Raw genomic sequence first — 23,709 nt, forward strand, 5'->3', positions numbered from 1 at the left:
GGTGTGATAGATACCGTGAGTTTCGAAATCCGCCGCTTAACCCCGCAAGAGTTCTCTATGCTGGCTCCCCAACTCGTGGAGATCTACATCGAGGCCATGGGATATGACCCGGTCACGTTTTCGCGCAGCGTGGACAATTGGCGGGCGGATTCCATGCGGCCCGGGTTTACAGCGCTTATTGCTGCGCATGACAACGGCGTCGTGGGAGTGGCCTATGGATTTTTGGGCTCACCAGATACTTGGTGGGATTCCGAGCTGCGCCGCGCCCTGCGCCGCAACGGCGGGCCAACTGAGTCCGAATGGGGCATGCTGCGCAGCTATTTTGAGGTGGCTGAAGTGCACGTGCTGCCGTCTTTTCAAGGCCACGGTTTAGGTAAGCAGCTACTCGAAGGGCTCTTATGGAATATCCCCGCCCGATTTGCCTTATTGTCAACGCCGGAAGCACCACAGGAAGCCAACGGGGCTTTTCGCCTCTACCGGTCTGTGGGCTTCTTTGATGTCGTGCGCCACCATCGCTACCCCGCGGATCCCCGGCCCTTTGCCATTTTGGGAGTGGGCCTGCCGCTATAAACCTGTGTTATTTCTTCTCGGCCCAAGGCGGTATCGTGTGGAGATGTGACTATGACGAATATTCCTGAGCTTGCGGATATCCCCGGCGCAGTGCGCGAAAAATTGGCCATCTTCTTGGACCAGCGCCGGGATCACGTGGCGGAGATCGGAGCCCCGGTCAGTACCGCTATGAGCTTTTTGGAATCATTCGTCCTCGACGGCGGGAAAAGGGTGCGCCCCATGTATGCGTGGGCGGGCTACCTCGCCGCAGGCCGTGGTTCGGAATCCCCAGAGGCCATGCTGCGCGCGGCGTCCTCGCTGGAGTTCATCCAAGCCTGCGCGCTTATCCACGATGACATCATTGACGCGTCGAATACGAGGCGCGGGAAACCGACGGTGCATCGGGAAGCAGAGCGCCTTCACCGGGAGTCCGATTTCTTAGGGGATCCGGAATTCTTTGGCACGTCCGTGGCCATCTTGGTGGGCGATTTTGCGCTGGTTTATGCCGAGGATATGTTTCAGGATTCTGGGCTCAGCCCGGAGGCTTTGCAGCGTGCACGCGAGCCCTGGCGGGGAATGCGCACCGAGGTTTTGGGCGGCCAATTGCTCGATATTTCCCTCGAGGCGGCCGGTTCAGAGTCGGTGGCGCTGAGCAATTCCGTCAATCGCTATAAAACCGCCGCCTATACCATCGAGCGGCCCCTGCATTTGGGCGCTGCCATCGCGGGGGCGAGCGAGGAATTAATCTCGGCTTTCCGCGGCTATGGGCACGATATCGGCATCGCGTATCAGCTCCGCGATGACCAACTGGGGGTCTTTGGGGATCCCGAAATTACGGGCAAGCCCGCCGGCGACGATCTGCGAGAGGGCAAGCGCACGGAGCTTCTTGCCTTAGCGCTACAGCGCGCCGATGAACGCGACCCCAGCGCCGCCGCTACTCTGCGGAAATTCATCGGCCGCACCTCCGATACGCAGGACTTGCTGCGCCTGTCCCAAATCATTGCGGATTCCGGCGCCCCTGATGAGATTGAGCGCCGCATTACCGCGTTGACGGAATCCGGGTTGGCCCATCTGCGTGCGGCGAATGTGGATCCGCAGATCACCGAAACGCTAGAACACCTAGCCATTCAGGCGACGACGCGCCAAAAGTAGGTATCACCGTGGCCAAAACCTACTCCTTGCCAGTCCCCCGCGCACTCCCGCTGGGCCTCGTGGCCTCGTGCGTGCTCCTTTTCTCGTCCTTTTCTGGCGGATCTACTCGTAATCGCGGCGGCGTGCTGGAAGCGCTCAATATCGGCTTCTTATCCTATGGTCACGGCCGCAACCTCGGGTTGGTGCTGTATTGGGTGGGCATTTTCCTCCTCGCCGCCGCCTGGGTGCTTGCCGGGCGCATGATTATTCGCAAGCAGCTTAAACACCCGCGCCCGGAGGGAGGGGTACGCGAGTTACAACGCATCCTTATCGCATGGGTCACCCCACTGCTATTCGCCGGCCCTATGGCTTCCCGGGACGTGTATTCCTACCTCATGCAGGGCGCCATGGTCCGCGATGGATTCGACCCCTATACCGAGGGCGCCGCCGTCAACCCCGGGCCCTTCCTCCTCGAGGTCTCACAAGACTGGCGCAATACCACCACCCCGTACGGGCCGCTGCACCTGTGGATTGGCAAAATCGTCACCACCGTCGTGGGCGATAATGTCACCGTCGGCATCATCATCTATAAGCTGCTTTCGCTATCAGGCTTTGTCCTTATTGCGTGGACAGTGCCGCGCATCGCCCGAAAGCTCGGCGCGGATCCGGCGGTCGCGCTGTGGATCGGCGTTGCCAACCCGGTCATCATCTTGCACCTAATCGGTGGCATGCACAATGAATCCCTCATGGTCGGCCTGGTGTCCTTGGGGCTTTTGGCCGCGCTGCACCAGCGCTTCCACGCCGCGCTGCTGCTAGTTGGCACGGCGGTGGCAATGAAGGCTACCGCGATTTTTGCCGCCCCCTTCATCGTCTGGTTGATGCTGCACCGCTACGCGCCCAAGGGTTCTAGCGCGGTGCGCACGGCGGTGGTCTTCTTCTGCTCAGGGTTTATCGCGGCCGTGGAAATCATCGCCTCCGTGGCGCTTATTACCTGGGCTTCTGGCACCTCGTGGGGCTGGCTTTCCCAGGTCAGCGGCAACTCCAAGGTGATTAACCCCTTGGCGGGCCCGACATTGGCCGCAGACATCATCGTCCCCGCGGTCCACATTTTTGATCCGGACGCCTCCTATAACGCCATTTTGGGCGTTCTGCGCACCATCGCGATGGTATGCATGCTCATCGGGCTAGTCATCGTGTGGTGGCTAAGCCGGCACACGGCCCGCGATGCCATTATGGGCACCGCGGCGGCCTACCAGGTTGCCTTCGTCTTCAACTCGGTGACCCTGCCGTGGTACTACGCCTCCATCTTCACGCTCATGGGCACCTTCCGCCCGCCGTTGTGGCTGCTGAAGTTTACCTCCGGCGTAGCGCTATTTATCAGCTTGAGCTTTTCCGGCGACGGCAACCACCAGCTCTATAACTGGTTCTGGGTCATTGGCCTCATCGTTGTGTCCTGGTCCGCAACGCAATGGATGTTCGATGGCGTGAGCCAAAAAGGCCCTCAACTCCCCAAGCGCTGGGTCAAAAAGCAGACGCCTGCGCCCGCCGAATAACCTCGCGCGCCAGGTGCCCGTGCAGGGCGTCGATGGGCCGGCCAGGCAGGGAGTCATCTGCGGTAAATAGGTGGCGCAGGATCTCTTCGTCGTCATAGCCGCCATCGGAAAGCACAGTGATAACGCCCGTGACGTGCTTGGCAATGCTCCCCTTGTCGTTGAAGAATGCCAGCGGCACGCGCTTGCCTTCGGGCGAGTCCCAGACAATGAATTTGCGGTCCTGGAGCAAGTCATAGGCGCGGGTGATGGGAAGGCCCAGCTTGTCTGCCACCTGCTGCATGCTGAGCAGCTCTTCGCCGGCCAATAAGGAATTCAGGGAGTTTTCTGCGTTAGTCACGCCACCTACTTTAACGCGACCTAGGGGATCGGCCATACTGGGAGGTATGACTAGGTTGGAAATTGGTGACGTGTTGGAAGACCGTTACCGCATCGATCGCCCCATCGCCCGCGGCGGTATGTCTACCGTCTATCGCTGCGTGGATATGCGCTTGGGCCGCCAAGTGGCCGCAAAGGTCATGGATGAGCGCTATGACGATGACCCGATTTTTATCAAGCGCTTTTCCCGCGAGGCCCGCGCGATGGCGCGGTTGCAGCACCCCAACCTCGTGGCCATTCATGATTTTTCCGCCGATGGCGAGCCCATTTACCTCATCATGGAGCTCATCGATGGCGGCACCTTGCGCGAGCTGCTTGCCGAAGGCGGCCCCCTTACCGTCCCTGCCGCTTTATCGACGCTGCGCAGCGTGCTCCAGGGCTTGACCGAGGTGCACTCCACGGGGCTTATCCACCGCGATATTAAGCCCGATAACGTGCTCATTACCTCGCATCACCGGGTGAAATTGGGCGATTTCGGCTTGGTGCGTGCGACGAATGCGCAGGCAACCTCAAATATGATCGTCGGCACCGTCTCGTACTTGGCACCGGAACAGGTCACCGGTGAGGATATAACCCCCGCTACCGATGTGTATTCGGCCGGCATCGTGCTTTTTGAGCTCCTCACCGGAACCGTGCCTTTCTCAGGGGATACCCCGATCGCGCACGCCACCGCGCGTCTATACGATGACGTTCCCGCCCCATCCACACGCGCTGAGGGCGTACCCAAGCTTGTCGATGCCCTCGTAGCCACCGCCACCGCCCGCGATCCCCGCGAGCGCTTTGCCGATGCCGGGGAGTTTTTGGATGCCATCGAGGATATTTGCCGGGAATTGGATCTGCCCACGGTGACCATCCCGGTTCCCCGCAATGCGGCCGCCGCGCGCACCGCGCAAACGCCGACGGATTATTCCGGCATCGGCGCTACGGATGTATTTGAGCCCACGCGGACCATCCCGCAGGGCGCCACCGAGCATTTAGACGGCGGGCCCACCGAGGTCATTCCCCCTGAGCCCGAGCCGGATCCGCCGCAGCCAGACTTTGAAACGCGCCTCGATGTCCCCCAGGCGCCCGCCGACGATTCCCCCGAGCGGCCGCTGGCACCTGCTCCAGCACCAGCGCCGGCCCCGGCTCCTGTCCCCGACCCAGCACCCGCTGCGGGCGTGGGAGCAGCAGCGCAGTCTGCTGCGCAGCCGCCGGCACAGGCGGCAGAAGAAGAACCCGCCGAGCGGCCTCTGACCAATCGCCATCCCGCCTCACTGCTGGTTTTTCTCCTCGCAGTGGCGGTGGCAACCGGCGCGGTCGCTATCAGCGGGTGGTGGTTTGGTTCCTCCTATTACGAAGGGACCCCGTCCCTCTGGGTCTAGGTGGCGCCCTAGTTCCGCAGCATCTCCGCGATGAGGAACGAGAGCTCGAGGGACTGCTGCGTATTCAGGCGCGGATCCACGGCGGATTCATAGCGGCCCGGCAGGTCCAGGTCGGTGATGTCCTCGGCGCCGCCCAAGCATTCCGTCACGTCTTCCCCAGTGAACTCGAGGTGCACGCCGCCCGGGTGTGTGCCCAAATCGCGGTGTACCTCGAAAAAGCCCTGCACCTCGTCGACGATCTTGTCGAAGTGGCGGGTCTTGTACCCGTTGGACGAGGTAAAGGTATTGCCGTGCATGGGGTCGGACTGCCATACCACGGTGTGCCCAGAATCTTCGACGGCCTTGATGATGGGCGGCAAGACGCTGCGAACCTTGTCGTGGCCCATGCGGGAGATGATGGTCAGGCGGCCTGGCTCGCGGTTGGGATCTAGCTTTTCGGCGTATTCCACGGCCTGCTCTGGAGTAGCGCCAGGCCCGAGCTTGATGCCCACCGGGTTGCCGATCATGGCAGCGAAATTAACGTGGAAGTCATCCAGACCACGGGTGCGCTCACCAATCCACACCTGGTGTGCGGAGAGGTCATAGAGCTTGGTATCGCCATTATCGTCTTGGCCCAAGCGCAGCATGGAACGCTCATAATCCTTGAGCAGCGCCTCGTGCGAGCAGTAAATATCCGCCGAGTGCAGGGTGGAATCCTGCACGCCGCACGCATTCATGAACTTCAGGCCATTCTCAATCTCGCGGGCCAAGTCCTGGTAGCGGGCACCCGCGCGCGATTTGCGGACGAACTCGCGGTTCCATTCATGCAGGCGGTAGAGATCCGCGGTGCCGGAGGAGGTCAGCGAGCGCACCAAGTTCATGGCGGCAGAAGAGTTAGCGTAAGCACGGATCATGCGGGCAGGATCGTGGCGGCGATCCTCATCGGTGGGGTCCACGCCATTGACGATGTCCCCGCGGTAATTTAATAGGCCATTCGCATCCGTATCCGAGGAACGCGGCTTGGCATACTGCCCAGCAATGCGCCCCAGCTTCACCACTGGAACAGACGCGCCATAGGTCAAAACGACGGCCATCTGCAGCAGGGTCTTCACGTTGCCGCGAATATGCGGCTCGGTATTCGATTCAAAGGTCTCGGCGCAATCGCCGCCTTGCAGCAGGAAGGCGTTGCCTAGTGCGACATCGGCAAGCTGCCGCTTGAGCTTCTCAATCTCTGGGGCAACCACAATAGGCGGCACCGACTCGAGAATCTTGCGCACGTTATCGGCTTGGGTGGGATCCCAACTGGGCTGTTGCTTCGCATCGCGCTTGATGACGTCCTGGAAGACCTCCTCGATACCCTCAGGCAAGGGCGGAAGATCAGGCAGAACACTTTGGGGAATATCTACTGTCCAACTCACTCTTCCATTTAACCATTTAATGCCTGTCGCTTGGTAGTTAACTGCTAGAAATTGATTCTATTACCCTTGGACAAGGGCAAGACCTCGGTGCAGGCGCGGAATTTGGCGAGGTTATGGCGGGCATCGACAAGCGCATCATGATTGCCCTTAGGCACGGCCGGCAAGCTAGGACGCCCGGCGAACTCCCACAGCTGCTTTAGCTCGCGGGTATAGCGCGGCAGGCGCTTGGGCAAGCTCGCCATATCGCCCCACAGCTGCGCCAATACCACGTGGTCATACGCGCCGACCCACGCCCACAATTCAATGGGCGTAGAGCTGCGCGTTAAAAACTCCAGGATTTCCGTGCGGATGGTGCTCGCTGGCTTCCATGCGGAATCCTGGGGACTGGGCAGTTTGGCCAAGACGTTTTCCTTGACCCAAGAGTTGGCCTTGGACGGGTCAAAATCCGTGGATACGGCATAATATTCACTTCCGTTCTCACCGACGATGCCGATGGAGACCAATTCAATGGTCTTGCCATCCTCGATAAATTCGGTGTCATAGAAGTAACGCACGTTGTACAAGCCTAGCGCTGCGGCGACGGGCGCGGGAAATTGGCCCCACGATCGCGCCGCTGTAAAATTTTGCAGGTGAGCCGAACCGATAATAAATCCCTGTGGACCACCGCCCTTCCCCTAATCCTGTCAGTGCTTGCCGCCCTGTGGTGGATTATCGATATTCCTGCCTTATTCGCCGGCGATTTCCGCGCCTTTTACCACATTGACCTCGATGTGTACCGCGAAGGCGGGGCCGGATTCGGCAGCGACCTTTATAATCGCGACTATTTCGTAGGCACCGACCGCAACGTGTCTCTCCCATTTACCTACCCACCGTTTGCGGCCCTGCTCTTCGCCCCGCTCCAGTGGATCCCCCTCACCGCCGCCGCCGTGGTGATTACGGTCCTTTCCGTGCTCGCATTGTGGGTGTGCATTGCGCTGGTATTGCGCACCCTCAACTGCCAACAATGGGCGGCCTGGGGGCTTTTTGCCGCCATGCTGGCCGAGCCAATTACGCAGACCTTTAGCTTTGGCCAGATCAATATCCTGCTCACCGCACTCGTGGTCATTGATTTGCTATGGGTGAAAAAGGCCCGCGGCATCCTGACCGGCATCGCCATCGCCATCAAGCTCACCCCGGCGGTCTTTTTGGCTGTCTTCTTCGTCCGCCGCGAGTGGAAGGCCTTCTTTACCACGCTAGGCTCCTTCGTGGCTGCCGGCCTTATCGCCTTTGCCGCCAATCCGCACAGCTCGATTGAGTATTGGACCTCTACCCTGCGCGATTCCGAGCGCATCGGCGGCCTAGCCTATAGCGCCAACCAATCCTTGCGCGGGCTATTTACCCGCTTAAGCCCCAATAACGCAGAAACCTTGTGGCTCGTTGGCGTCATCGTCGTCATCGCGATCGTGTGGTTTGCCATGGAGCGCCTGTCTCACGGTAACCAGGTTGTGCTCATGCTGCTGGCGGCCTCCGTATCGCTGCTGTGCTCCCCCGTATCGTGGTCGCACCACTTTACCTGGCTGGTATTAGCGGGCATCTACCTGGTGGCCAGCCGCCGCTGGGTCCTCGCCGCTCTCACCTGGCTGGCGCTTTTCGCCCGCGGCCACTGGCAGGTTCCACATACCGAGGACCAGGAGCTGGATTGGACGGGGTGGCAGCACATCGTTGGCAATGACTACGTCATCATCACCGTGCTGTTGGTTGCTTGTTCGCTACCATTGGCTCTACGGCGGGGCGGCGCCGATCGATCCGCGGCGGAACCAGCGTCCAGCCAAGGATAGGGACTTTCCCCAGCGCCCACAGCGCCAGGGAGGAAATGGCCGTAAAGATAAAACAAATAGCGATCCAGAACCACGTGTTTTCCAGCGGCCACGACCCGGCCAAAGAAACGACATAGTCATGATGCGCCATGTAGTACCCATAGCCCACGGTCAGGCCGATTGGGTGCGAGAGATAAATCGGCAGCGTGTGCCGGCCGACGAACTTCACGCCTTCTGCAATCCACGGAATGTGGCTAATGAGCACGGCCCCAACGATTCCCGCGGGTACCTCTAGCACCTGTTCCGCGAAGCGCACTAACAGGTTGATATCTCCCCATTCCAAAAAGTCCGCGCCCAATAGGGGCCAGTTAAAAGCAATGTCTTCTTCGTTGCCGTCCCACGCGTGGCGCAATGCCAGGCCAACACAGTACGTGCCGATGGCCGCGGCATATGCCCCAACGCTGCGCGCCGTCCACGAGCCGTGGAATACCTCTTCTGCCGCGGCGGCAAAACGGGTAATCGGTTCCCGCAGGTAGGCTGCACCGACGAAGATGGGCAGGAACATGATGGCCTTGCTAATAAACTGAAACTGTTCCTGCCATGCAATAAAAATAACGGGGGTAAAGCTCAGCCCGATGCCCGCCCACGCAGGCAATTTGCGCACGCACCACAGAAATAGGTTGAACAAAATGAGCGCATGGATAAACCACGCCATGGTATGGCCGAGCAAGAGGTTATACACCATGTCGGTCATGCCCCAGGAAGAGTCACCGAAAACCCACTGGTACTCCAGCTGTTTGGTCAAGTGCTCTACGGACATCCACACCAGATAAGGGATAAGGAAGAACCAGAGGCGGCGGGTGAATAACTCCGCGAAATTGTAACGAAAGACTTTATAAGAGAAGTAGCCGGAGACCAGAAAGAACAGGGGAAGGCGCAGGGGATCGAGAAAGGTATTGAGAGTTGCAAGCCACGTTTGTTCGGCTCCTGGCACCTTCAGCGTGATGTGTAGGAGCACCACGCCGATGATAGAAATTCCTTTTGCGGTATCCGGCCACGCTAAGCGGGCCTGAGGAATTGTAATTACCTCCCTTTAATCTCCGCACCGGCGGGGTACCCGTGGCCGGCCTTTAATGATTCCTTCACATCAGCCGCATAGACATCCACATAGGGATTGCCGGAGAGCTCGGCTAAGGTCTTCATGACCATATCCGTAAAAGCACGGATGGTCTCGTGCTCCTGTGGATCCATGCCGTGTTCGCGCGCCCAATCGTGTGGGTAAATGGGGTCTCCCACGCGCACACCCACCTTGGCGGGGCGGACAATCCACGATCCGATCGGGTTGGCCTTGCGGGAATTGATCATGGCGATGGGATAGACCGGCTGATTGGTCTCCATCGCGATGCGCCCCATTCCGGTACGACCCTTATACACACGCCCATCTGGGGAACGTGTGCCCTCTGGATAGATGCCAAAGAGATCATCGCGCCCCACAATCTTCCGCGCGGTTTCGAGCATGGCTTGGCTGGCTGATTCATGATCGCGCTCAATGGGGACCTGCCCGACGGAGCTAAAGAACCACTTCTGCATGCCGCCCACGAGCCCAGGGGTGGTGAAGTACTCGGCCTTGGCCAAGAACGTAATTTGGCGCGGGCACAGCAAGGGGAAGAAGAAGGAATCCATCACCGCTTGGTGGTTGGATGCCAAAATCGCGGGGCCCTCAGCAGGGATTTTTTCCATTCCTTCTGACCAAGGGCGGTTCCATACACGCAGGGCGGGACCGAAAAAGATATGCTTAAACGCCCAGTACCACTTGTTTTTCATCTCCAGCTCGTCCTTCGCTCGTTCTAGTGGCCGCGGCGGGCCAAGTCAGCTACGCCAATCATACCTGCTGCCGAGCCCAATTCCGCGGTTGCAACGCGAGCAAGGGGGCGATGCCCAGCGCCGACGATATCCCGGCCCATGGCAGCGGTGGCTTCCTCCAAGTACATATCCGCGTCTTGGGACACCCCGCCGCCGATCACGATGAGCTCCGGATCGAGCACATCGGCGACGATGGATAGGCCTTGGCCCAACCACTGACCGAAGTTCTCCATTACCGCAATGCCGAGTGGGTCTCCCCCACGGGCCGCGCGTGCGACCTGCTCACCGGTGGGGTAAGGCGGCAAGGTAGTCTCATAGTCTGGCCGCAGCTCTCGCGCGGTATCCGGCAGCGCCGTGCCAGAGGCGTAGCGCTCTAGGCACCCTCGCTTGCCGCACGAGCACTGCCTGCCATTCGGCACCACCACGATATGGCCGAATTCCGGGGCCGTTCCAAACGCGCCGCGGTAGATGGTGTCATGGGTCATCAAGGTCGCGCCGATGCCGGTGCCGACGGCAAAAAATACCCAATCCTTCGCGCCGCGCCCCGCGCCAAAGCGCCATTCACCCCAGGCAGCGGAGTTGGCATCGTGCTCCAGCCGGACGTGCAGCCCCAAGCGCTCCGCGAGGTTTCTCCGGACAGGTGCATTCCGCCACGGCAGGTGCGGGGCAAAGCGGACGGTCTCACACTCTGGATCCAAAAATCCTGCGACGGCAAGGCCCACCGCACCCACGGGATACTCTGCGCGCAGCTCCTCGACGATTGCTACCAGGTCATCATCAAGTTGCCGCGGGTCGCTCGAGGTTGGCATGGTGCGACTCGCGAGGATTTCCCCGTCTCGAGTAATTACTCCACCGCGCACATTGGTGCCACCGACATCGAAGCCGATAGTAAGATCGGCGGAGTTGTTTTCAAGCATGGATATCAGAATATACCGACAACCGGGCCAGGGTCACATCAAGCCATAAGCTTTCTCAGCCGCTGCCCCATGATCTCCCAGCTCCAGTGCTGTTCAACATGCCTGCGCCCCGCCTGCCCCATACGATCACGCATTTCTGGCGAGCGCAAGAGCGCCTTCAAGGCCTCCACGAGCTCATCGACGGACGCGCCCTTGACGACGATCCCCGTCTCCCCCGTAATGGTCTCCGGTGCTCCCCCAGAATCACCGGCAACGACCGGCAGCCCGCAGGCTTGTGCTTCCAGATAGACGATGCCCAGGCCTTCCACGTCCAAGCCGCCGCCCCGGGTGCGGGCCGGCATGGCAAAAACATCGGCGGCGTGGAGGGCGGTCTCAATGCTGGGGGCCGGTTGAATCACCGCATCGGGGCAGTACATCTCTGCCAATTCTTGCAGTACGTCGTGGTAGCGCCCGCGACCAATCAACATTAGCTGCGCATTGGGGAATTCTTCCCTGATCTGTGGCATCGCCCGCAATAATTGGTCTTGCCCCTTGCGCGGGACCAACCGGGAAATGCAGACGATGGTTGGCCCATTTACCCCAAACTCCGCCTTTGCCGCAGCGCGCTGGGCAGGGGTTGCGGGGGAAAGTGAATCTAGGCTGACGCCGGAAGGCAGGTGCGCCCACTCGGGGCGCGGGCCAAACGCTCCACGCAGGCGACGCTGAGTGTAGTCCGAAATATAGGTAATGACATCGGCGTTATTGCCAATCAACCGCAGGCACTGGCGGGCCAGCGGAACCATGGACCAGCCCACCTCGTGGCCATGCGTGGTCGCCACCACGCGGCGCGCCCCCGCCTGTCGCGCGGCCTTGCCCATCAGCGCCAGCGGTGCCGCCGCACCAAACCATACAACGTCAATGGATTCTTGCCGGATGATTTCCTGCATGCGGCGCATGGTTGCCGGGGTGGGCAGCATCACGCGATGTGGCCACCGAATGACTTTGTAAGCGACAGAGGCGTCATAGTCCTCCGGTGGCTCTTGGGTCGAAGCGAATACTACGACATCGTCTGGGTCGAGCGCGTCTAGGTAGTCCCGCAGGTAGGACTGGATTCCTCCAACTTTGGGAGGAAAGTCATTTGTTACCAGCAGTATGCGGGCCACTTAGAACCGTGCAGTCCCCGAAATAGGCATCGAGTTCAGCGGCACGACCTGAACCGGCACGCCATAGGTCGAGGCATGTACTACCTGGCCGTTGCCAATGTACATTCCAACGTGGGTAACTCCCGGGTAGTAGCCCACGATATCGCCAGGCTGCAGCTGGTCAACCGGCACGGACGTGCCACCAGCGATTTGCGCCTGCGAGGTGCGCGGAATGGTCTTTCCAATCTGCTGGTAGGCCCAGTACATCAGGCCGGAGCAGTCGAACTGATTCGGGCCGGCAGAGCCCCAACCATAGGGCGAGCCCAGCTTGGACAGAGCCGCAGAGCTAGCGCCATCAGCGATCTCGCCCAAGTCGATGTCCAGCTTATCCGTGCCGCCGAATTGTCCCTCCCAGGCTTCACGCTGCTCATCGCTGAGCGCATCCACCTGCGCCTCGATATCGGCCTGCTGCTCTTCCAGCGCATCCTTTTGCTTTACCAGCTCATCGCGCTGCTTTTCGAGATCCTTCTTTTCCTTTCGGACCTTTTTCGCAGCCTCAGCGGCTTCCTGCTGAACCGCTTCGGCCGTCGAGGCGGCATCAGCCTTGGCATCGAGGGTGCGCTGCGCCTTACGCGAGAGCGCGCCCAAGTAGCCCATGCGCTCTACGGCGTCTGCGGGGTCTTCTGCTGCCAAAGCGCCCGAAACGGCAGAACGGGAGTCTCCCCGGTAGCGAGACTGTGCCAGATCGTCCACGCGGCCTTGCTGCGTGAAGACATCGCCCTGCGCGTCGCGTACGCGCTCTTGTGCCTGAGCGGCGTCCTCTTCTGCTTGAGCGACCTCTTCTTCCTTGGTCGCGAGCTTATCTTCTAGCTCTTTGACTTCCTCGTTCTTAGCAGAGACCTTGCGGGCGACCTCGCCGACACGATCCACCAGCTCATAAACATTTTCAGTGGCAGATTCTTGGTTCGGTTCCGTCTCTTGCGCGATAACTTGCGGCAGGCCAGAAAGAGAAGTAACAGCGAGAACTGCAGTTAGTGCAGCGGCTGGGAGCACACGTTTAGACACGAGAAAACCTTCAACTCAAAATTTTCAAAAATCGAATTTACTATAGCGGGTTTTGGCCGCTGTTGCACAACAAAACCCTTCCCTTTTTACAAAGGGAAGGGCATGTCATTTCACTGCCAATTAGAAACGCACAGCGTTGTGGATCGGCATGTAGTTCAAGTCGCGCTCCTGCACAGGGGTGCCGGAGTTGAGCGCGTCAATGATGGTGCCGTTGCCGGTGTAGATACCGACGTGGGAAGCGCCACCGTAGTAGGAAATGATGTCACCAGGCTGCAGCTGGTCCAGGGAAACCGGGGTACCGCCAGCGGCCTGAGCCTGGGAGGTACGCGGAATCTGAACGCCAGCCTGGGAGTATGCCCAGCTGGTCAGGCCGGAGCAGTCGAATGCGCTCGGGCCAGCAGCGCCGTAAACGTACGGCGAGCCGAGGACGGAGCGTGCAGCTTCCAGAGCCTTCTGGCCAACGGTGGACGGTGCCGGAGCAGCCTGCTGCTCAGCAGCGGCAACGAAGTTGTCGCCACCCTGGTTGGAAACCTGACCCAAGGACGGGACGTACTTGTCGATGTTCGGAACCTGGTCAATGTTCGGAACGTTTTCCAGACCGGCAACCTCGAAACGGTAGTCGGTATTAGGAACAACGACCTCAGCAGCCTGAGCGACGCCTGGGGCGGCGACAGCTGCGGTTGCAGCGATAGCTGCAGTAGATGCGATACGACGGGTATTTACAGTGCCCTGACGACGGTGCTTTGCCACGAGAAAAACTCCAAATCTTCCTACGCGTCTACTTTCCCTTGTAGAAAAGCTCTGACCCTGGGGCCTAGTGTTCATTGGAGGGCCGTTCCTTTAGGCCTTCCTCCACTCGGCCCCTCACTAGGAGGAGCCAGATGCGACGCTTTAAATTTTCATTTCGTATTGAGCACCTTTTCGGGCGGTAACTCAATGTCTCGAATAGGTTACGAAATCATCACAATCAATGTCCATTCGTCACCCCGGATCTGGCTTTGTTACACGTTCGTTATCTTATGTTGACCAAGCCGAGATAAACCCGGCATATCGAAGATTCAATAAAGCTATTACTGATTTTTAAGGGCCCTACACTGGGACAATAGCCAAGGCTTACCCCGCCTTCAACAGTCACCCCTTCCACAAACTAGGGCTTCAACAAGTTCAAAAATTATTATTTGTGACTTTCGCCACATACTATGTGTAACAATCACTTTCGTACCATCAGCCTCGTCCTTTAACGCCTTCTGATCGTGTAAAACCGGCCGCCTATCCAGCGGTATCCCTCCAGGTTTTACTGAGCCCGCGGGCCAATTGCACGCTGGACCCAAGGGTCCACCCCGCGGATTGTTGAAAAGCTCTGGGGCCTGTTAGGCGACGCCGCTTCCACTACCCACCGGGCGAGAAAGGTTTAGTCCAGCCCAGTCCCTCGTTTTAAGGCGTGCGCCCCTATAGAAAAGCCTTGGTCGGCTTAGTCACTGTAGCGGCCGGCAATACTTGCTTAAAAGTCCGGCACGAACGAGATCCTCACTGCAGTATCTAAGGGCGGAGAATAACGCCTATATCTCGCGCCTCGAGGAACGCTCTTGTTGCCGGATTGGGTGAGTCCCAAACCAAATATCTGCACAAAGCACAGCGCCCTTCGGTTGCGTCCATTAGTGTGGTGTATCTGTAACCCGTGGTAAGCCTCGTGCCGGTGCACAATAAGGCGACCATCACGGGTACCTTTCGAATCAACTTCAACCTATCCTCGAAAGGAATATAACCGCGATGGCCGCTAACCCCCATCATATCGATCCCACTGCGTATCTGGAAGAATTGCTCACCCAAGCCTCCCCAGACTTGATGCGCCAGATGCTGACAGACTTCATTAACCAGATACTTTCAGCTCAGGCTGACACGGTCTGCGGCGCTGATTACGCCACGGTATCTCCACAACGGACTAATACCCGCAATGGCTACCGTCACCGCTCCTTAGACACCAGGGTAGGCAGCATTGATGTTGCTATCCCGAAGCTACGTCACGGCGCATTCTTTCCCGACTGGCTCTTAGAAAGGCGCACACGCACCGAAAGAGCCCTGACTACCGTGATAGCCACGTGTTATCTCAAAGGGGTCTCCACTAGACGCATGAATGATTTGGTGGCCACGCTGGGTATTAACAATCTGTCGAAATCACAAGTTTCTGACATGGCCAAAGAACTTGACGAGATGGTCGCTGACTTTAGAGCCCGCCCACTGGATTCAGGACCGTATTACTACTTGTCCTGTGACGCGTTGACCATGAAAGTCCGCGAAGGCGGACGGGTCGTTAAAACCAGTGTGCTTATCGCTACCGGTGTTAACAACGACGGCTACCGTGAACTACTAGGCATGCAGGTCGCAACATCAGAATCCGTGGAATCATGGACCGGATTCTTCCAAGACCTCAAAGCCCGTGGTCTTGGCGAAGTCTATCTCGTCACCAGCGATGCGCACCTAGGAATCCAAGCAGCTGTTGGTCAAGTACTGCCTACTGCAGGTTGGCAACGCTGCCGGACACATTTTGCTAAGAACTTGTCGTCAAAAGTGTCAAAACGCCAGTGGACAACACTATCGGGAATGTTTCACTCCATCTTCCAGCAAACCGACGCGCAAGCTACCTGGGACCAAGCCCGCCAAGTCGTAGATTTCTGCACGCAGCGTTTCCCCGACGCAGCTGACTACCTGGAAGAATCATTAGATGAGATTCTCGCGTTTACAACCACGCCCAAAGCTGTATGGACGAAGGTATGGTCCAATAATCCAACGGAGCGTTTGAACCGTGAAATCAGGCGGCGTACCGACGTTGTAGGAATCTTTCCCAACCGCGCAGCTATCATACGCCTCGTCGGCGCGATACTAGCTGAACAGCATGACGACTGGATTCAGCAGAAACGCTATATGTCACTAGCAAGCTTGGAACACACCCGACGCCTGATAGCTACCAACACCATCCACACCAACGACGAAGACACCATCGAGGCAGCCTCCTAATGAGCCAACATCAACCCCGAGCCGGACCCCAACACCGACCCTGACACTGTCCCCCGATTCACAGATTCAGAAAGGACAGATACACCACTCCACCGGACTTGACCCGCCCTTCAATTAACCCAGGAGAAATGGCGAAGAGGATACGAACGTGGAACCTGCGACTACCAATGCCGACGATGCAATCGAAGTGCTCTAGCATCGTCAAAAAGCTGTAGCAACGGACCCAAGTGAGGCTCACGCTTCTAGTGGTGATGACTACAGAAGAAAAGCAGCCAATAAGAACTGTCCTAACTGCGCCCAAGAAAGTGAAGCAAAGGGAAAAGAACAAATTAGGGCTGGAGGGAGTGCAATAGCTATTCCGAAGCCCTGAAGACCACGCTTAAAGACAAATACCGGCTATGGGGCTCGCTCAATGGCCCATACGCGGAAATCATCCATCCTAGGTTCAGAGGCAACAGCGTGCTCCTAGGACGGCTACCCTACTGCTAACTAACAGGGCTGGCGCTATTCCCCACCGCTAGACAAGGCGTTCCCGCGTGAGCCGCCGTTGGTCGGTACTTCCATTCCCGTATGTGGAAGACGACGAGGTTCTTACCGCCTAGGTTGACCCCGCGTTTGTGCGAGGCCATCTACCAAGATAGTTCAGGCAAATATCCGGTTTTCGCCCAAAAGAGACAATCCCAGGGTGTCTGTATTATGCGCCGACTCCTAGCTCAATAGCCCAGCAGAAGTAACCCGGAATTCCTTAAGAAAGCGACGATTCCAAAACTGAAACGAGCCCGCTTACCACCAGGTATTGGTGGCTTAGCGGGCTCGTTTAGTGAGCGTGTATCGAGCTAACCCAAGGAAAGGTTAGATGCGACCGTTTTCCTCGTCATCACGGCGGTTGGCCTCGTTGAGGCGGCGGAACATCTCCGCTTCCTCTTCGTGGTTCTCCTCGTGAATCTCGTGAACGCGGCGCATGAGTTCCGGATCGTCCGGGCTGAAGGTGCCCTGAATCTCGGAGTCAGCGTAACCGAGGTGGTTAAGTTGCTTCGGCACCTGAGCGCCTGCGTACTCAAGCGGTACTGCGTGACCGTGCTCGTCAACCGGGCCGAGCGGCTGGTGGACCTCAATGAAGGCACCGTTAGGCAGCTGCTTGATGACACCGGTAGCGATACCGTGCTCGAGCACCTCGCGGTCAGAGCGCTGGAGACCAACGCAGATGCGGTAGGTCATGAAGTAAGCAATCGGCGGCAGGACAATCAGGCCGATGCGTCCGACCCAGGTCATCGCATTCAACGAAATCTGGAAGAAGTGCGCAACGTGGTCGTTACCACCGGAGAGAGTAACCAAGAGGAAGAACACGATTGCTGCGGCACCGATCGCGGAACGCGTAGGAACGTCACGCGGACGCTGCAGAAGGTTGTGGTGCGCATCGTCACCAGTGAACTTCTTCTCCAGGAACGGGTAGGTGATAAGCAGTACAACCATCAGGCCACACAACAGCGCAACCCAGAAGGCGGAAGGAATCGTGTAGTTACCCAGGTACAGCTCCCAAGCGGGCATGACACGAGCCACACCGTCAGTCCAGAGCATGTAGATATCGGGCTGGGAACCTGCAGACACCTGTGACGGGTTGTACGGACCAAGCAGCCAGATGGCGTTGATGGTCAGCACACCGGACATCAAAGCCAGCACGCCGGCGACCATCATGCCCATACCAATTGCCTTGGTTGCGAAGACCGGCATAATGCGGACGCCAACCACGTTGTTCTCTGCGCGACCCGGTCCAGGGAACTGGGTGTGCTTCTGGAACCACACCATAATCAGGTGGGCCGCGATGAGGCCCAGGATGATGCCAGGGATGACCAGCACGTGCAGGATGTAGAAGCGGTCCAGCATCAAGTCGGACGGGAAGTCGCCGTTGAAGATGGCCCAGTGCAGCCAAGTACCAATGATCGGCAGACCCAGGATGATGGCGGACATAATGCGCAGACCGACACCGGAAAGCAGGTCGTCCGGCAGGGAGTAACCGAGGAAGCCCTCGATCATGCCCAACAGGATAAGGGTGCAACCAATAATCCAGTTAGCTTCGCGGGGACGACGGAATGCACCGGTGAAGAAGATGCGCAGCATGTGCGCAACCATCGACATCATGAACAGCAGTGCTGCCCAGTGGTGCATCTGGCGAACGAAGAGGCCACCACGGACCTCGAAGGAAATATCGAGTGCGGTTGCATAGGCGCGCGACATCTCAACGCCGTTCAGCGGTGCGTAGGTGCCGTCGTAGATGACCTTCGTAATGGAAGGGTCAAAGAATAGCGCCAGGTATGTACCGGTTAGTAGAAGAATGATGAAGCTATACAGCGCCATCTCACCGAGCATGAAGGACCAGTGGGTCGGAAAGACCTTGTTCAGCTGCGTCCTTAGCACGCCGGCGGCGCTGTAGCGCTCGTCCATGTTGTTGCCCATTTGGGCGAGTTTATTGCTCATTATGACTTACGCTCCCAGAATGCCGGACCGACAGGCTCAATGAAGTTGCCCTCTGCAACAAGGTAGCCCTCATCGTCCACCGTGATGGGCAGCTGTGGCAGAGCACGGGCGGCCGGGCCGAAGACCGGCTTACCGTAGTGCAAAGCGTCGAACTGCGACTGGTGGCAGGGGCACAGAATTCGGTTGGTCTGTGCCTCGTACAACGACGTTGGGCAACCAATGTGAGTACAAATCTTGGAGTAGGCGTAGTAATCGCCGTGGTGGAAGTCTTCCTGACCCTCACGCTCGATCGCCTTCTGTGCATCGGAGTGACGCAGACGAATCAACATCACCGCGTTGCGGTTGCCGTGGATGGAGTGCATGTGGTGCTCGTATACGTCGCGCTTAGCGTCGTACTGGTCACCGTCGTTGACGTCTTCTTCCGCAAGCGGGAAGACGGTTTCCATACCGCCGGCAGCCAAGTCTTCGGGGCGAACGCGCACCAGGCGGGTAACGCCTTCGGTGGTGTAGTGTTCGCCGGACTCGCCGGAGTGCTTCTCAGCGATGGTGCCGGTGTCACGAGCGAGGTAAAGCTTTACGCCCTTCTCGTGCATCGTCCAGCCGGAGGTCCACAGCGTGCCGTCACCGGCGTAGTTCACCTCGTGGCGAACCTTCCATGGATTGCGGATTGCGCCGGCAAGCGGGGCGATAACCGTCAAGCCGAAGAGAACGCCTGCACCACCAAGCAGACCTTGGATGGTCTTGCGGCGGCCGAGAGTGGAGGTCTTCCAAGAATCGTTCAAGAGAGCGGTAAGAGTACGGCGGTCAACTTCTTCGGAAGGACCATCGTGGCGACGCTGCACGGAGATTTCTTCCGGCAGGATCTTCTTCACGTACTGAACGATGGCAAAACCGAGTCCGAAAATGGACAGTGCAGCGGTAATACCGAGCAGCGGGGTGTAGAGAGTGTGCCAGACAAGGCCGTCCTCCCCTAGCTGCTTGTACTGCCAAGGCCAGAACAGGTAGACACCCAAGAAAGCCAATCCGCCGATAACGGAGAGTGCCAGCCAAATGGCGACATTGCGACCCGCACGCTTTTCCGCGGGGTCACCTTCAACCGGGAAACGCTCCTTGCGGAACGCTACGGTGACATCATCGAGCTCGGTACCAAGTGCAGCAAGTTCATCATTGCTCATCTTATCGAGCTCTGCGTCAGTGTAATTCTTTTTCACATTGCTCATGAGCGCGATCCAATCCACATAGCAGCGGCGCACAGGGCGCTGATACCAATAATCCACATTGCCAGGCCTTCAGCCACAGGGCCGAGACCGCCAAGGTCCCAACCGGCAGGAGACGGAGTCTCTTCTGCAGACTTCAAGTAGGCGATGATGTCCTTCTTTTCATCTGCAGTCAGCTGGCGGTCAGAGAACTTTGGCATGTTCTGCGGACCGGTCAACATTGCCTGGTAAATTTCCTGCTCGTTAGCAGGTGCCAGCTCCGGGGCGTACTTACCGGAGGACAGCGCGCCACCCTGACCGGTGAAGTTGTGGCAGGATGCGCAGTTCATGCGGAAAAGCTCAGAGCCCTTGGCAACGTCTTCGGCCTGAATCTGGCCGTTGTAGTTGGCGCCGCGAAGGGATTCTTGGGCGATGCTTCCATCGTCGTTGTAGACAATGTCTGCGCCGCCGCCGTTAGCAGCAACATAAGCGGCCAGCGCCAAGGTCTGCTGTTCGGTGTAACGAGGAGCCTTGCGCTCTGCCTGTGCGTCGTTGGACATCATCGGCATGCGGCCGGAGTGAACCTGGAAGTACACAGAGCCGGCGCCGATACCTACGAGAGAGGGGCCACGGCCTTCGATGCCTTGCAGATTGGCACCGTGGCAAGTGATACAAGCGGTGTCGTAGATGTCCTTACCCTCTTGCACGAGGGCTTGATCATCTTTTTCCGCCGTAGCGACCTGAGCGTCAGGCGTCAAGGCAGAGGCCAAGACGCCAGCGCCGGTCAAACCGATGGCCAAAGCAAAGCCACCTGCAAGGGTGCGCTTCGCCTTGCGGCGACGGCGGGTCTTCTTAGCCGAGGCAGTGGTCTGCTCCACTGCCGCGGACTGCGAATTGTTATCCATCATTTTCCTTTAGATAACTCGAACACGGGAGGACTGTTTTGGGGAGAGGGTCGCCGACACTACTGAATCAAGTAGATAACGGTGAACACACCGATCCACACAACGTCAACGAAGTGCCAGTAGTAGGACACTGCCATCGCGGCGGTGGCCTGTGCCGGCGTGAATTTAGACTTAGCGATACGCGCCAGGATGATTGCAAAGGAAATCAAACCGGCGGTTACGTGCGCAGCGTGGAAGCCGGTGATGATGTAGAACACCGAACCAAAGACGCTGGACTGTACCGTCACGCCTGCGTGAATCAACTCAGCCCACTCAAACGCCATGATGCCCAGGAAGACAACACCCAATACCAGCGTGATGGTGTACCAGAGTCGAAGCTTGTAAACGTCACCCCTTTCTGCGGCAAACACGCCGAACTGCGAGGTCACGGAGGAAGAAATCAACACTGCAGTAATGAGAAAGCCCATTGGCAGGTTGATATGGGCAGTGTGCTCAGCCCAATCGCCTTCCTGGCCGTTCGCTCGCGAGGTGAACCACATCGCGAACAGTCCGGCAAAGAACATCAATTCCTGAGACAGGAACACGATGGTGCCCACGCTGACCATATTGGGTCGGTTCAGCGAGGCAACACGTGGTGCTGTCATACCTTGGTTAGAAACTACGCTCGTCACAGTGGTAATTATGGCCGTTCTGGATCCTAAAGTCACTTCAATTCCCCCCGCTTTCTCTATTCGGATTTCACCAAATTGCCAGCTACCAATAAGGAAACGAACGAGATCCGTCAACAATAAATACCTGGGAACTTTTTGTATTCTTATCCGACGGGACATCAACGCAGGTGACACACTTAAACTCCGGCTATAGTCGCAATTCCTACGACTCGACCTAGCCGATGCACGATGATCTACCCTTCGTCCGCAACCGGTTTCGGCAAGTTTCTTAGAGAGATAAATCACACGGTGGTTTCCGGGGAAAATGGCCCATTTGCAACTTTCGGTTGACCCCCGCAGAAATAGCCGTTTACGTGCTGGGATGCGCTTTTGCTGCCCACTTAAAACCTGGGCGCAACCCCTCTCCCCCTTCTCAAAAAAATTTAGGAACCGCGGGAACTTTACCCGTCGATTTCCGACGCGGATCGCCAAAGCCCTCCCCACCGAGGAATGGTGAGGAGGGCTGAGAAGTTTAGGCAGTGGCTGCGACTAGATAATTTCTAGTGCTTTTCCTTAGGCAGACCGTATTGCAAGGACAGGCCGGTGCAGGCAGCAATCAAGCACACGGCGCCCAAGGCGATGAGCCAGTAGTACAGGAAGATGACGCCCAGGCCCAAGAAGCCGATGGCACCGGCCATGGCCAGCGGCCAGATGGAGCTTGGGGAGAAGAAGCCCAAGATACCAGCGGAGTCTTCGGTCTCTGCTTCTTCCCAGTCTTCCGGCAGAACGTCGCTGCGGTTATCGGTGAAGTGCAGGTAGCCGCCCAGCATGAGGCAGAGCACGACGGAGAGGAACATGCCCACGATGCCAACCCACTCGGCACCGTAGAGGTAACCATCATCCTTCACGAGGGTGACGCCAAAGATATAAACAATCAGCGAGACGAAAAGGTAGGTCGCGATTGAGTAAAAGACTTTCGATGTAGCACGCATTGTGTAATGTCCTTATCTCTTATGCCGCGGTCTTAACGAAGTTGTCACCATCGGCGGTGTCACGCTCGCCGGAGAACGGGTGGGTGGTAACTGCGTACGGATCTTGGCCGATTTCCTTCAGCGCCTCGGCGTTGGTGGCGTTCGGGTTCTTCTCGCGGAAGTCCATGTAGGCATTGAAGTCCTCTGGGGACACAACGCGAATCTCGAAGTTCATCATGGAGTGGTAGGTACCGCACATCTCAGCACAGCGGCCAACAAAGGCGCCTTGCTTATCAATCGATTCGATCTGGAAGCTGCGCTCCTGGGCGTTAGCCTCAGGGTGTGCGTACACGTCGCGCTTGAACAAGAACTCCGGTACCCAGAACGCGTGAGAAACGTCAGCGGAAGCCAGACGGAACTCGATAGCCGTATCGGAAGGAAGTACCAGAACCGGAACCTCTTCGGTGGAGCCTACGGTCTCAATCTTGTTGTAGTTGAGGTAGGAAAGGTCGCCCTTGGACTTACCGTGAATTGGGTTGGGGTTGTCCACGCCCTCAGGGTCATGGGCGGTCTTTTCCGCTTCAGCCTGACGCGCTTCGTCCGCACCGTTGTAGTTCTTACCGTTGACGCGGTTCTCGGCGTAGCCGAACTTCCAGTTCCACTGGAATGCCGTGACGTCAACGGTAACCTTTGGATCCTTATCCAATGCGGTGACCTTCTGCTGGGTCTGCACCGTGAAGAAGAACAAGGTCATAATGATCAGGATTGGAACGATGGTCAGCACCATCTCCAATGGCACGTTGTACTGCGTCTGGCGCGGGAATTCGCCCTTGCCATCGCGCTTTGCCTTCTTCGCGCTCCAGCGGAAGATTGCAGTAAGGAATAGGCCCCACATAACGAAGCCGACGATCCAAGCTGCAACCCAGACCCAGATCCAGAAGTTATACATTGCTTCTGCCTCAGGGGTAACACCCTTTGGCCAACCGAATCCCAGGAGGTTCTCTACAGCAGTTGGCGCCTGAACGTCACAACCAGCCAGGGCGAGACCGCCTAGGGCAAGTGCGCCAGCTACGCCCGCCTTACGGGCGAAGGTGCGCTTATTACGCTGTCCCACGTGTGTTCTGCCTTTCTGTCCACACAAACTTCTCGAATACTCACAGAGCACCCTTACCCAATCAGAATAATGGATAAATGCTTGGTTCCCAGCCTTTTTGAAGCTTAAAAGGAGACCCAGGGCGCTCAATTTATATCCACGAATCAGTAGGTTACCGCCCCACCTGCACAATGTTCCAACCGTACCCCCAGTCTGCACCTTTGCCATGTGCCTTAACTCACAGGGAACAATTCCGGTCATCATCCGAAAGTT

21 protein-coding genes are annotated in these 23,709 nt (G+C 58.0%); 6 read left to right on the forward strand and 15 right to left on the reverse strand.

Features of this window, described 5'->3' with window-relative positions; translation table 11 throughout:
- The first annotated feature begins 15 nt into the window (after window positions 1-15).
- Genes HMPREF1267_RS08665 through HMPREF1267_RS08675 form a run of 3 tightly spaced genes read left to right on the forward strand, consistent with a single transcriptional unit; the run spans window position 16 to window position 3,233 of the window.
- Window positions 16-570, forward strand: a complete 555-nt coding sequence (locus HMPREF1267_RS08665; RefSeq protein WP_034667168.1) for a GNAT family N-acetyltransferase — start codon at window positions 16-18, stop codon at window positions 568-570.
- Window positions 571-621: 51 nt separating this feature from the next.
- Complete coding sequence (locus HMPREF1267_RS08670; protein ID WP_023028993.1) at window positions 622-1,701, forward strand: polyprenyl synthetase family protein; 1,080 nt, start codon at window positions 622-624, stop codon at window positions 1,699-1,701.
- 8 nt (window positions 1,702-1,709) lie between these two features.
- Window positions 1,710-3,233: an alpha-(1->6)-mannopyranosyltransferase A gene (locus HMPREF1267_RS08675; protein ID WP_023028994.1), complete on the forward strand. Its 1,524-nt coding sequence runs from the start codon at window positions 1,710-1,712 to the stop codon at window positions 3,231-3,233.
- On the opposite strand, the gene HMPREF1267_RS08680 is transcribed toward HMPREF1267_RS08675, so the two are convergent.
- Entirely contained in the window at window positions 3,202-3,606 is a 405-nt protein-coding gene (locus HMPREF1267_RS08680) for an Rv2175c family DNA-binding protein (RefSeq protein WP_023028995.1), read from the reverse strand. The genes HMPREF1267_RS08675 and HMPREF1267_RS08680 overlap by 32 nt on opposite strands.
- Before the next feature lie 10 nt (window positions 3,607-3,616).
- On the opposite strand from HMPREF1267_RS08680, the gene HMPREF1267_RS08685 reads away from it, so the two are divergent.
- The gene (locus tag HMPREF1267_RS08685; protein WP_023028996.1) at window positions 3,617-4,972 is read left to right on the forward strand and encodes a protein kinase; all 1,356 of its coding nucleotides are present in this window, start codon (window positions 3,617-3,619) and stop codon (window positions 4,970-4,972) included.
- A gap of 8 nt (window positions 4,973-4,980) precedes the next feature.
- Here the strand turns inward: HMPREF1267_RS08685 and HMPREF1267_RS08690 are convergent, their stop codons facing one another.
- The gene (locus HMPREF1267_RS08690) at window positions 4,981-6,369 is read right to left on the reverse strand and encodes a class II 3-deoxy-7-phosphoheptulonate synthase (RefSeq protein ID WP_005283913.1); all 1,389 of its coding nucleotides are present in this window, start codon (window positions 6,367-6,369) and stop codon (window positions 4,981-4,983) included.
- A gap of 44 nt (window positions 6,370-6,413) precedes the next feature.
- Entirely contained in the window at window positions 6,414-6,923 is a 510-nt protein-coding gene (locus HMPREF1267_RS08695) for a polyadenylate-specific 3'-exoribonuclease AS (RefSeq protein ID WP_023028997.1), read from the reverse strand.
- Between the two features lie 75 nt (window positions 6,924-6,998).
- On the opposite strand from HMPREF1267_RS08695, the gene HMPREF1267_RS08700 reads away from it, so the two are divergent.
- A complete protein-coding gene (locus tag HMPREF1267_RS08700) occupies window positions 6,999-8,186 on the forward strand; it encodes a glycosyltransferase 87 family protein (RefSeq protein WP_023028998.1) in 1,188 nt (395 codons plus the stop codon).
- Here the strand turns inward: HMPREF1267_RS08700 and HMPREF1267_RS08705 are convergent.
- From HMPREF1267_RS08705 to HMPREF1267_RS08730, 6 genes are all read right to left on the reverse strand, one after another.
- The gene (locus HMPREF1267_RS08705) at window positions 8,092-9,183 is read right to left on the reverse strand and encodes an acyltransferase family protein (protein ID WP_232215130.1); all 1,092 of its coding nucleotides are present in this window, start codon (window positions 9,181-9,183) and stop codon (window positions 8,092-8,094) included. The genes HMPREF1267_RS08700 and HMPREF1267_RS08705 overlap by 95 nt on opposite strands.
- Window positions 9,184-9,248: 65 nt before the next feature.
- Window positions 9,249-9,989 (reverse strand): 1-acyl-sn-glycerol-3-phosphate acyltransferase, encoded by a 741-nt coding sequence (locus tag HMPREF1267_RS08710; RefSeq protein ID WP_023028999.1) that lies wholly within the window; start codon window positions 9,987-9,989, stop codon window positions 9,249-9,251.
- A gap of 23 nt (window positions 9,990-10,012) precedes the next feature.
- Window positions 10,013-10,945, reverse strand: a complete 933-nt coding sequence (locus HMPREF1267_RS08715; RefSeq protein ID WP_023017218.1) for an ROK family protein — start codon at window positions 10,943-10,945, stop codon at window positions 10,013-10,015.
- A gap of 38 nt (window positions 10,946-10,983) precedes the next feature.
- On the reverse strand, window positions 10,984-12,087 hold the full coding sequence (locus HMPREF1267_RS08720) for a glycosyltransferase family 4 protein (RefSeq protein ID WP_023029000.1): 1,104 nt from the start codon (window positions 12,085-12,087) through the stop codon (window positions 10,984-10,986).
- Window positions 12,088-13,131: a C40 family peptidase gene (locus tag HMPREF1267_RS08725; protein WP_023029001.1), complete on the reverse strand. Its 1,044-nt coding sequence runs from the start codon at window positions 13,129-13,131 to the stop codon at window positions 12,088-12,090.
- Window positions 13,132-13,251: 120 nt separating this feature from the next.
- Window positions 13,252-13,881, reverse strand: a complete 630-nt coding sequence (locus HMPREF1267_RS08730; protein ID WP_005278362.1) for a C40 family peptidase — start codon at window positions 13,879-13,881, stop codon at window positions 13,252-13,254.
- 1,020 nt (window positions 13,882-14,901) lie between these two features.
- Here HMPREF1267_RS08730 and HMPREF1267_RS08735 point away from each other — a divergent pair.
- A complete protein-coding gene (locus HMPREF1267_RS08735) occupies window positions 14,902-16,146 on the forward strand; it encodes an IS256 family transposase (protein ID WP_023028115.1) in 1,245 nt (414 codons plus the stop codon).
- Between the two features lie 852 nt (window positions 16,147-16,998).
- Here the strand turns inward: HMPREF1267_RS08735 and HMPREF1267_RS08740 are convergent.
- The 6 genes from HMPREF1267_RS08740 to HMPREF1267_RS08765 all read right to left on the reverse strand — a co-directional run bounded on the left by HMPREF1267_RS08740 (window position 16,999) and on the right by HMPREF1267_RS08765 (window position 23,457).
- Complete coding sequence (locus HMPREF1267_RS08740; protein WP_005278357.1) at window positions 16,999-18,621, reverse strand: cytochrome bc complex cytochrome b subunit; 1,623 nt, start codon at window positions 18,619-18,621, stop codon at window positions 16,999-17,001.
- Entirely contained in the window at window positions 18,621-19,841 is a 1,221-nt protein-coding gene (locus tag HMPREF1267_RS08745; RefSeq protein ID WP_023029002.1) for a ubiquinol-cytochrome c reductase iron-sulfur subunit, read from the reverse strand. Before HMPREF1267_RS08745 ends, HMPREF1267_RS08740 begins: the two co-directional genes overlap by 1 nt.
- The gene (locus tag HMPREF1267_RS08750; RefSeq protein ID WP_005283937.1) at window positions 19,838-20,725 is read right to left on the reverse strand and encodes a c-type cytochrome; all 888 of its coding nucleotides are present in this window, start codon (window positions 20,723-20,725) and stop codon (window positions 19,838-19,840) included. Before HMPREF1267_RS08750 ends, HMPREF1267_RS08745 begins: the two co-directional genes overlap by 4 nt.
- Window positions 20,726-20,781: 56 nt before the next feature.
- Window positions 20,782-21,366 carry a heme-copper oxidase subunit III gene (locus HMPREF1267_RS08755; protein ID WP_197719670.1) on the reverse strand — a complete coding sequence of 195 codons (585 nt, stop codon included), beginning with the start codon at window positions 21,364-21,366 and terminating at the stop codon, window positions 20,782-20,784.
- Window positions 21,367-21,932: 566 nt separating this feature from the next.
- Window positions 21,933-22,364 carry a cytochrome c oxidase subunit 4 gene (locus tag HMPREF1267_RS08760; protein WP_005278348.1) on the reverse strand — a complete coding sequence of 144 codons (432 nt, stop codon included), beginning with the start codon at window positions 22,362-22,364 and terminating at the stop codon, window positions 21,933-21,935.
- A 19-nt stretch (window positions 22,365-22,383) separates the two neighbouring features.
- Window positions 22,384-23,457, reverse strand: coding sequence for a cytochrome c oxidase subunit II (locus HMPREF1267_RS08765; RefSeq protein WP_023029004.1), 1,074 nt, complete (start codon window positions 23,455-23,457; stop codon window positions 22,384-22,386).
- Between the last annotated feature and the right edge of the window lie 252 nt (window positions 23,458-23,709).

This window comes from Corynebacterium sp. KPL1824, assembly GCF_000478095.1.
GTDB lineage: Bacteria > Actinomycetota > Actinomycetes > Mycobacteriales > Mycobacteriaceae > Corynebacterium > Corynebacterium accolens.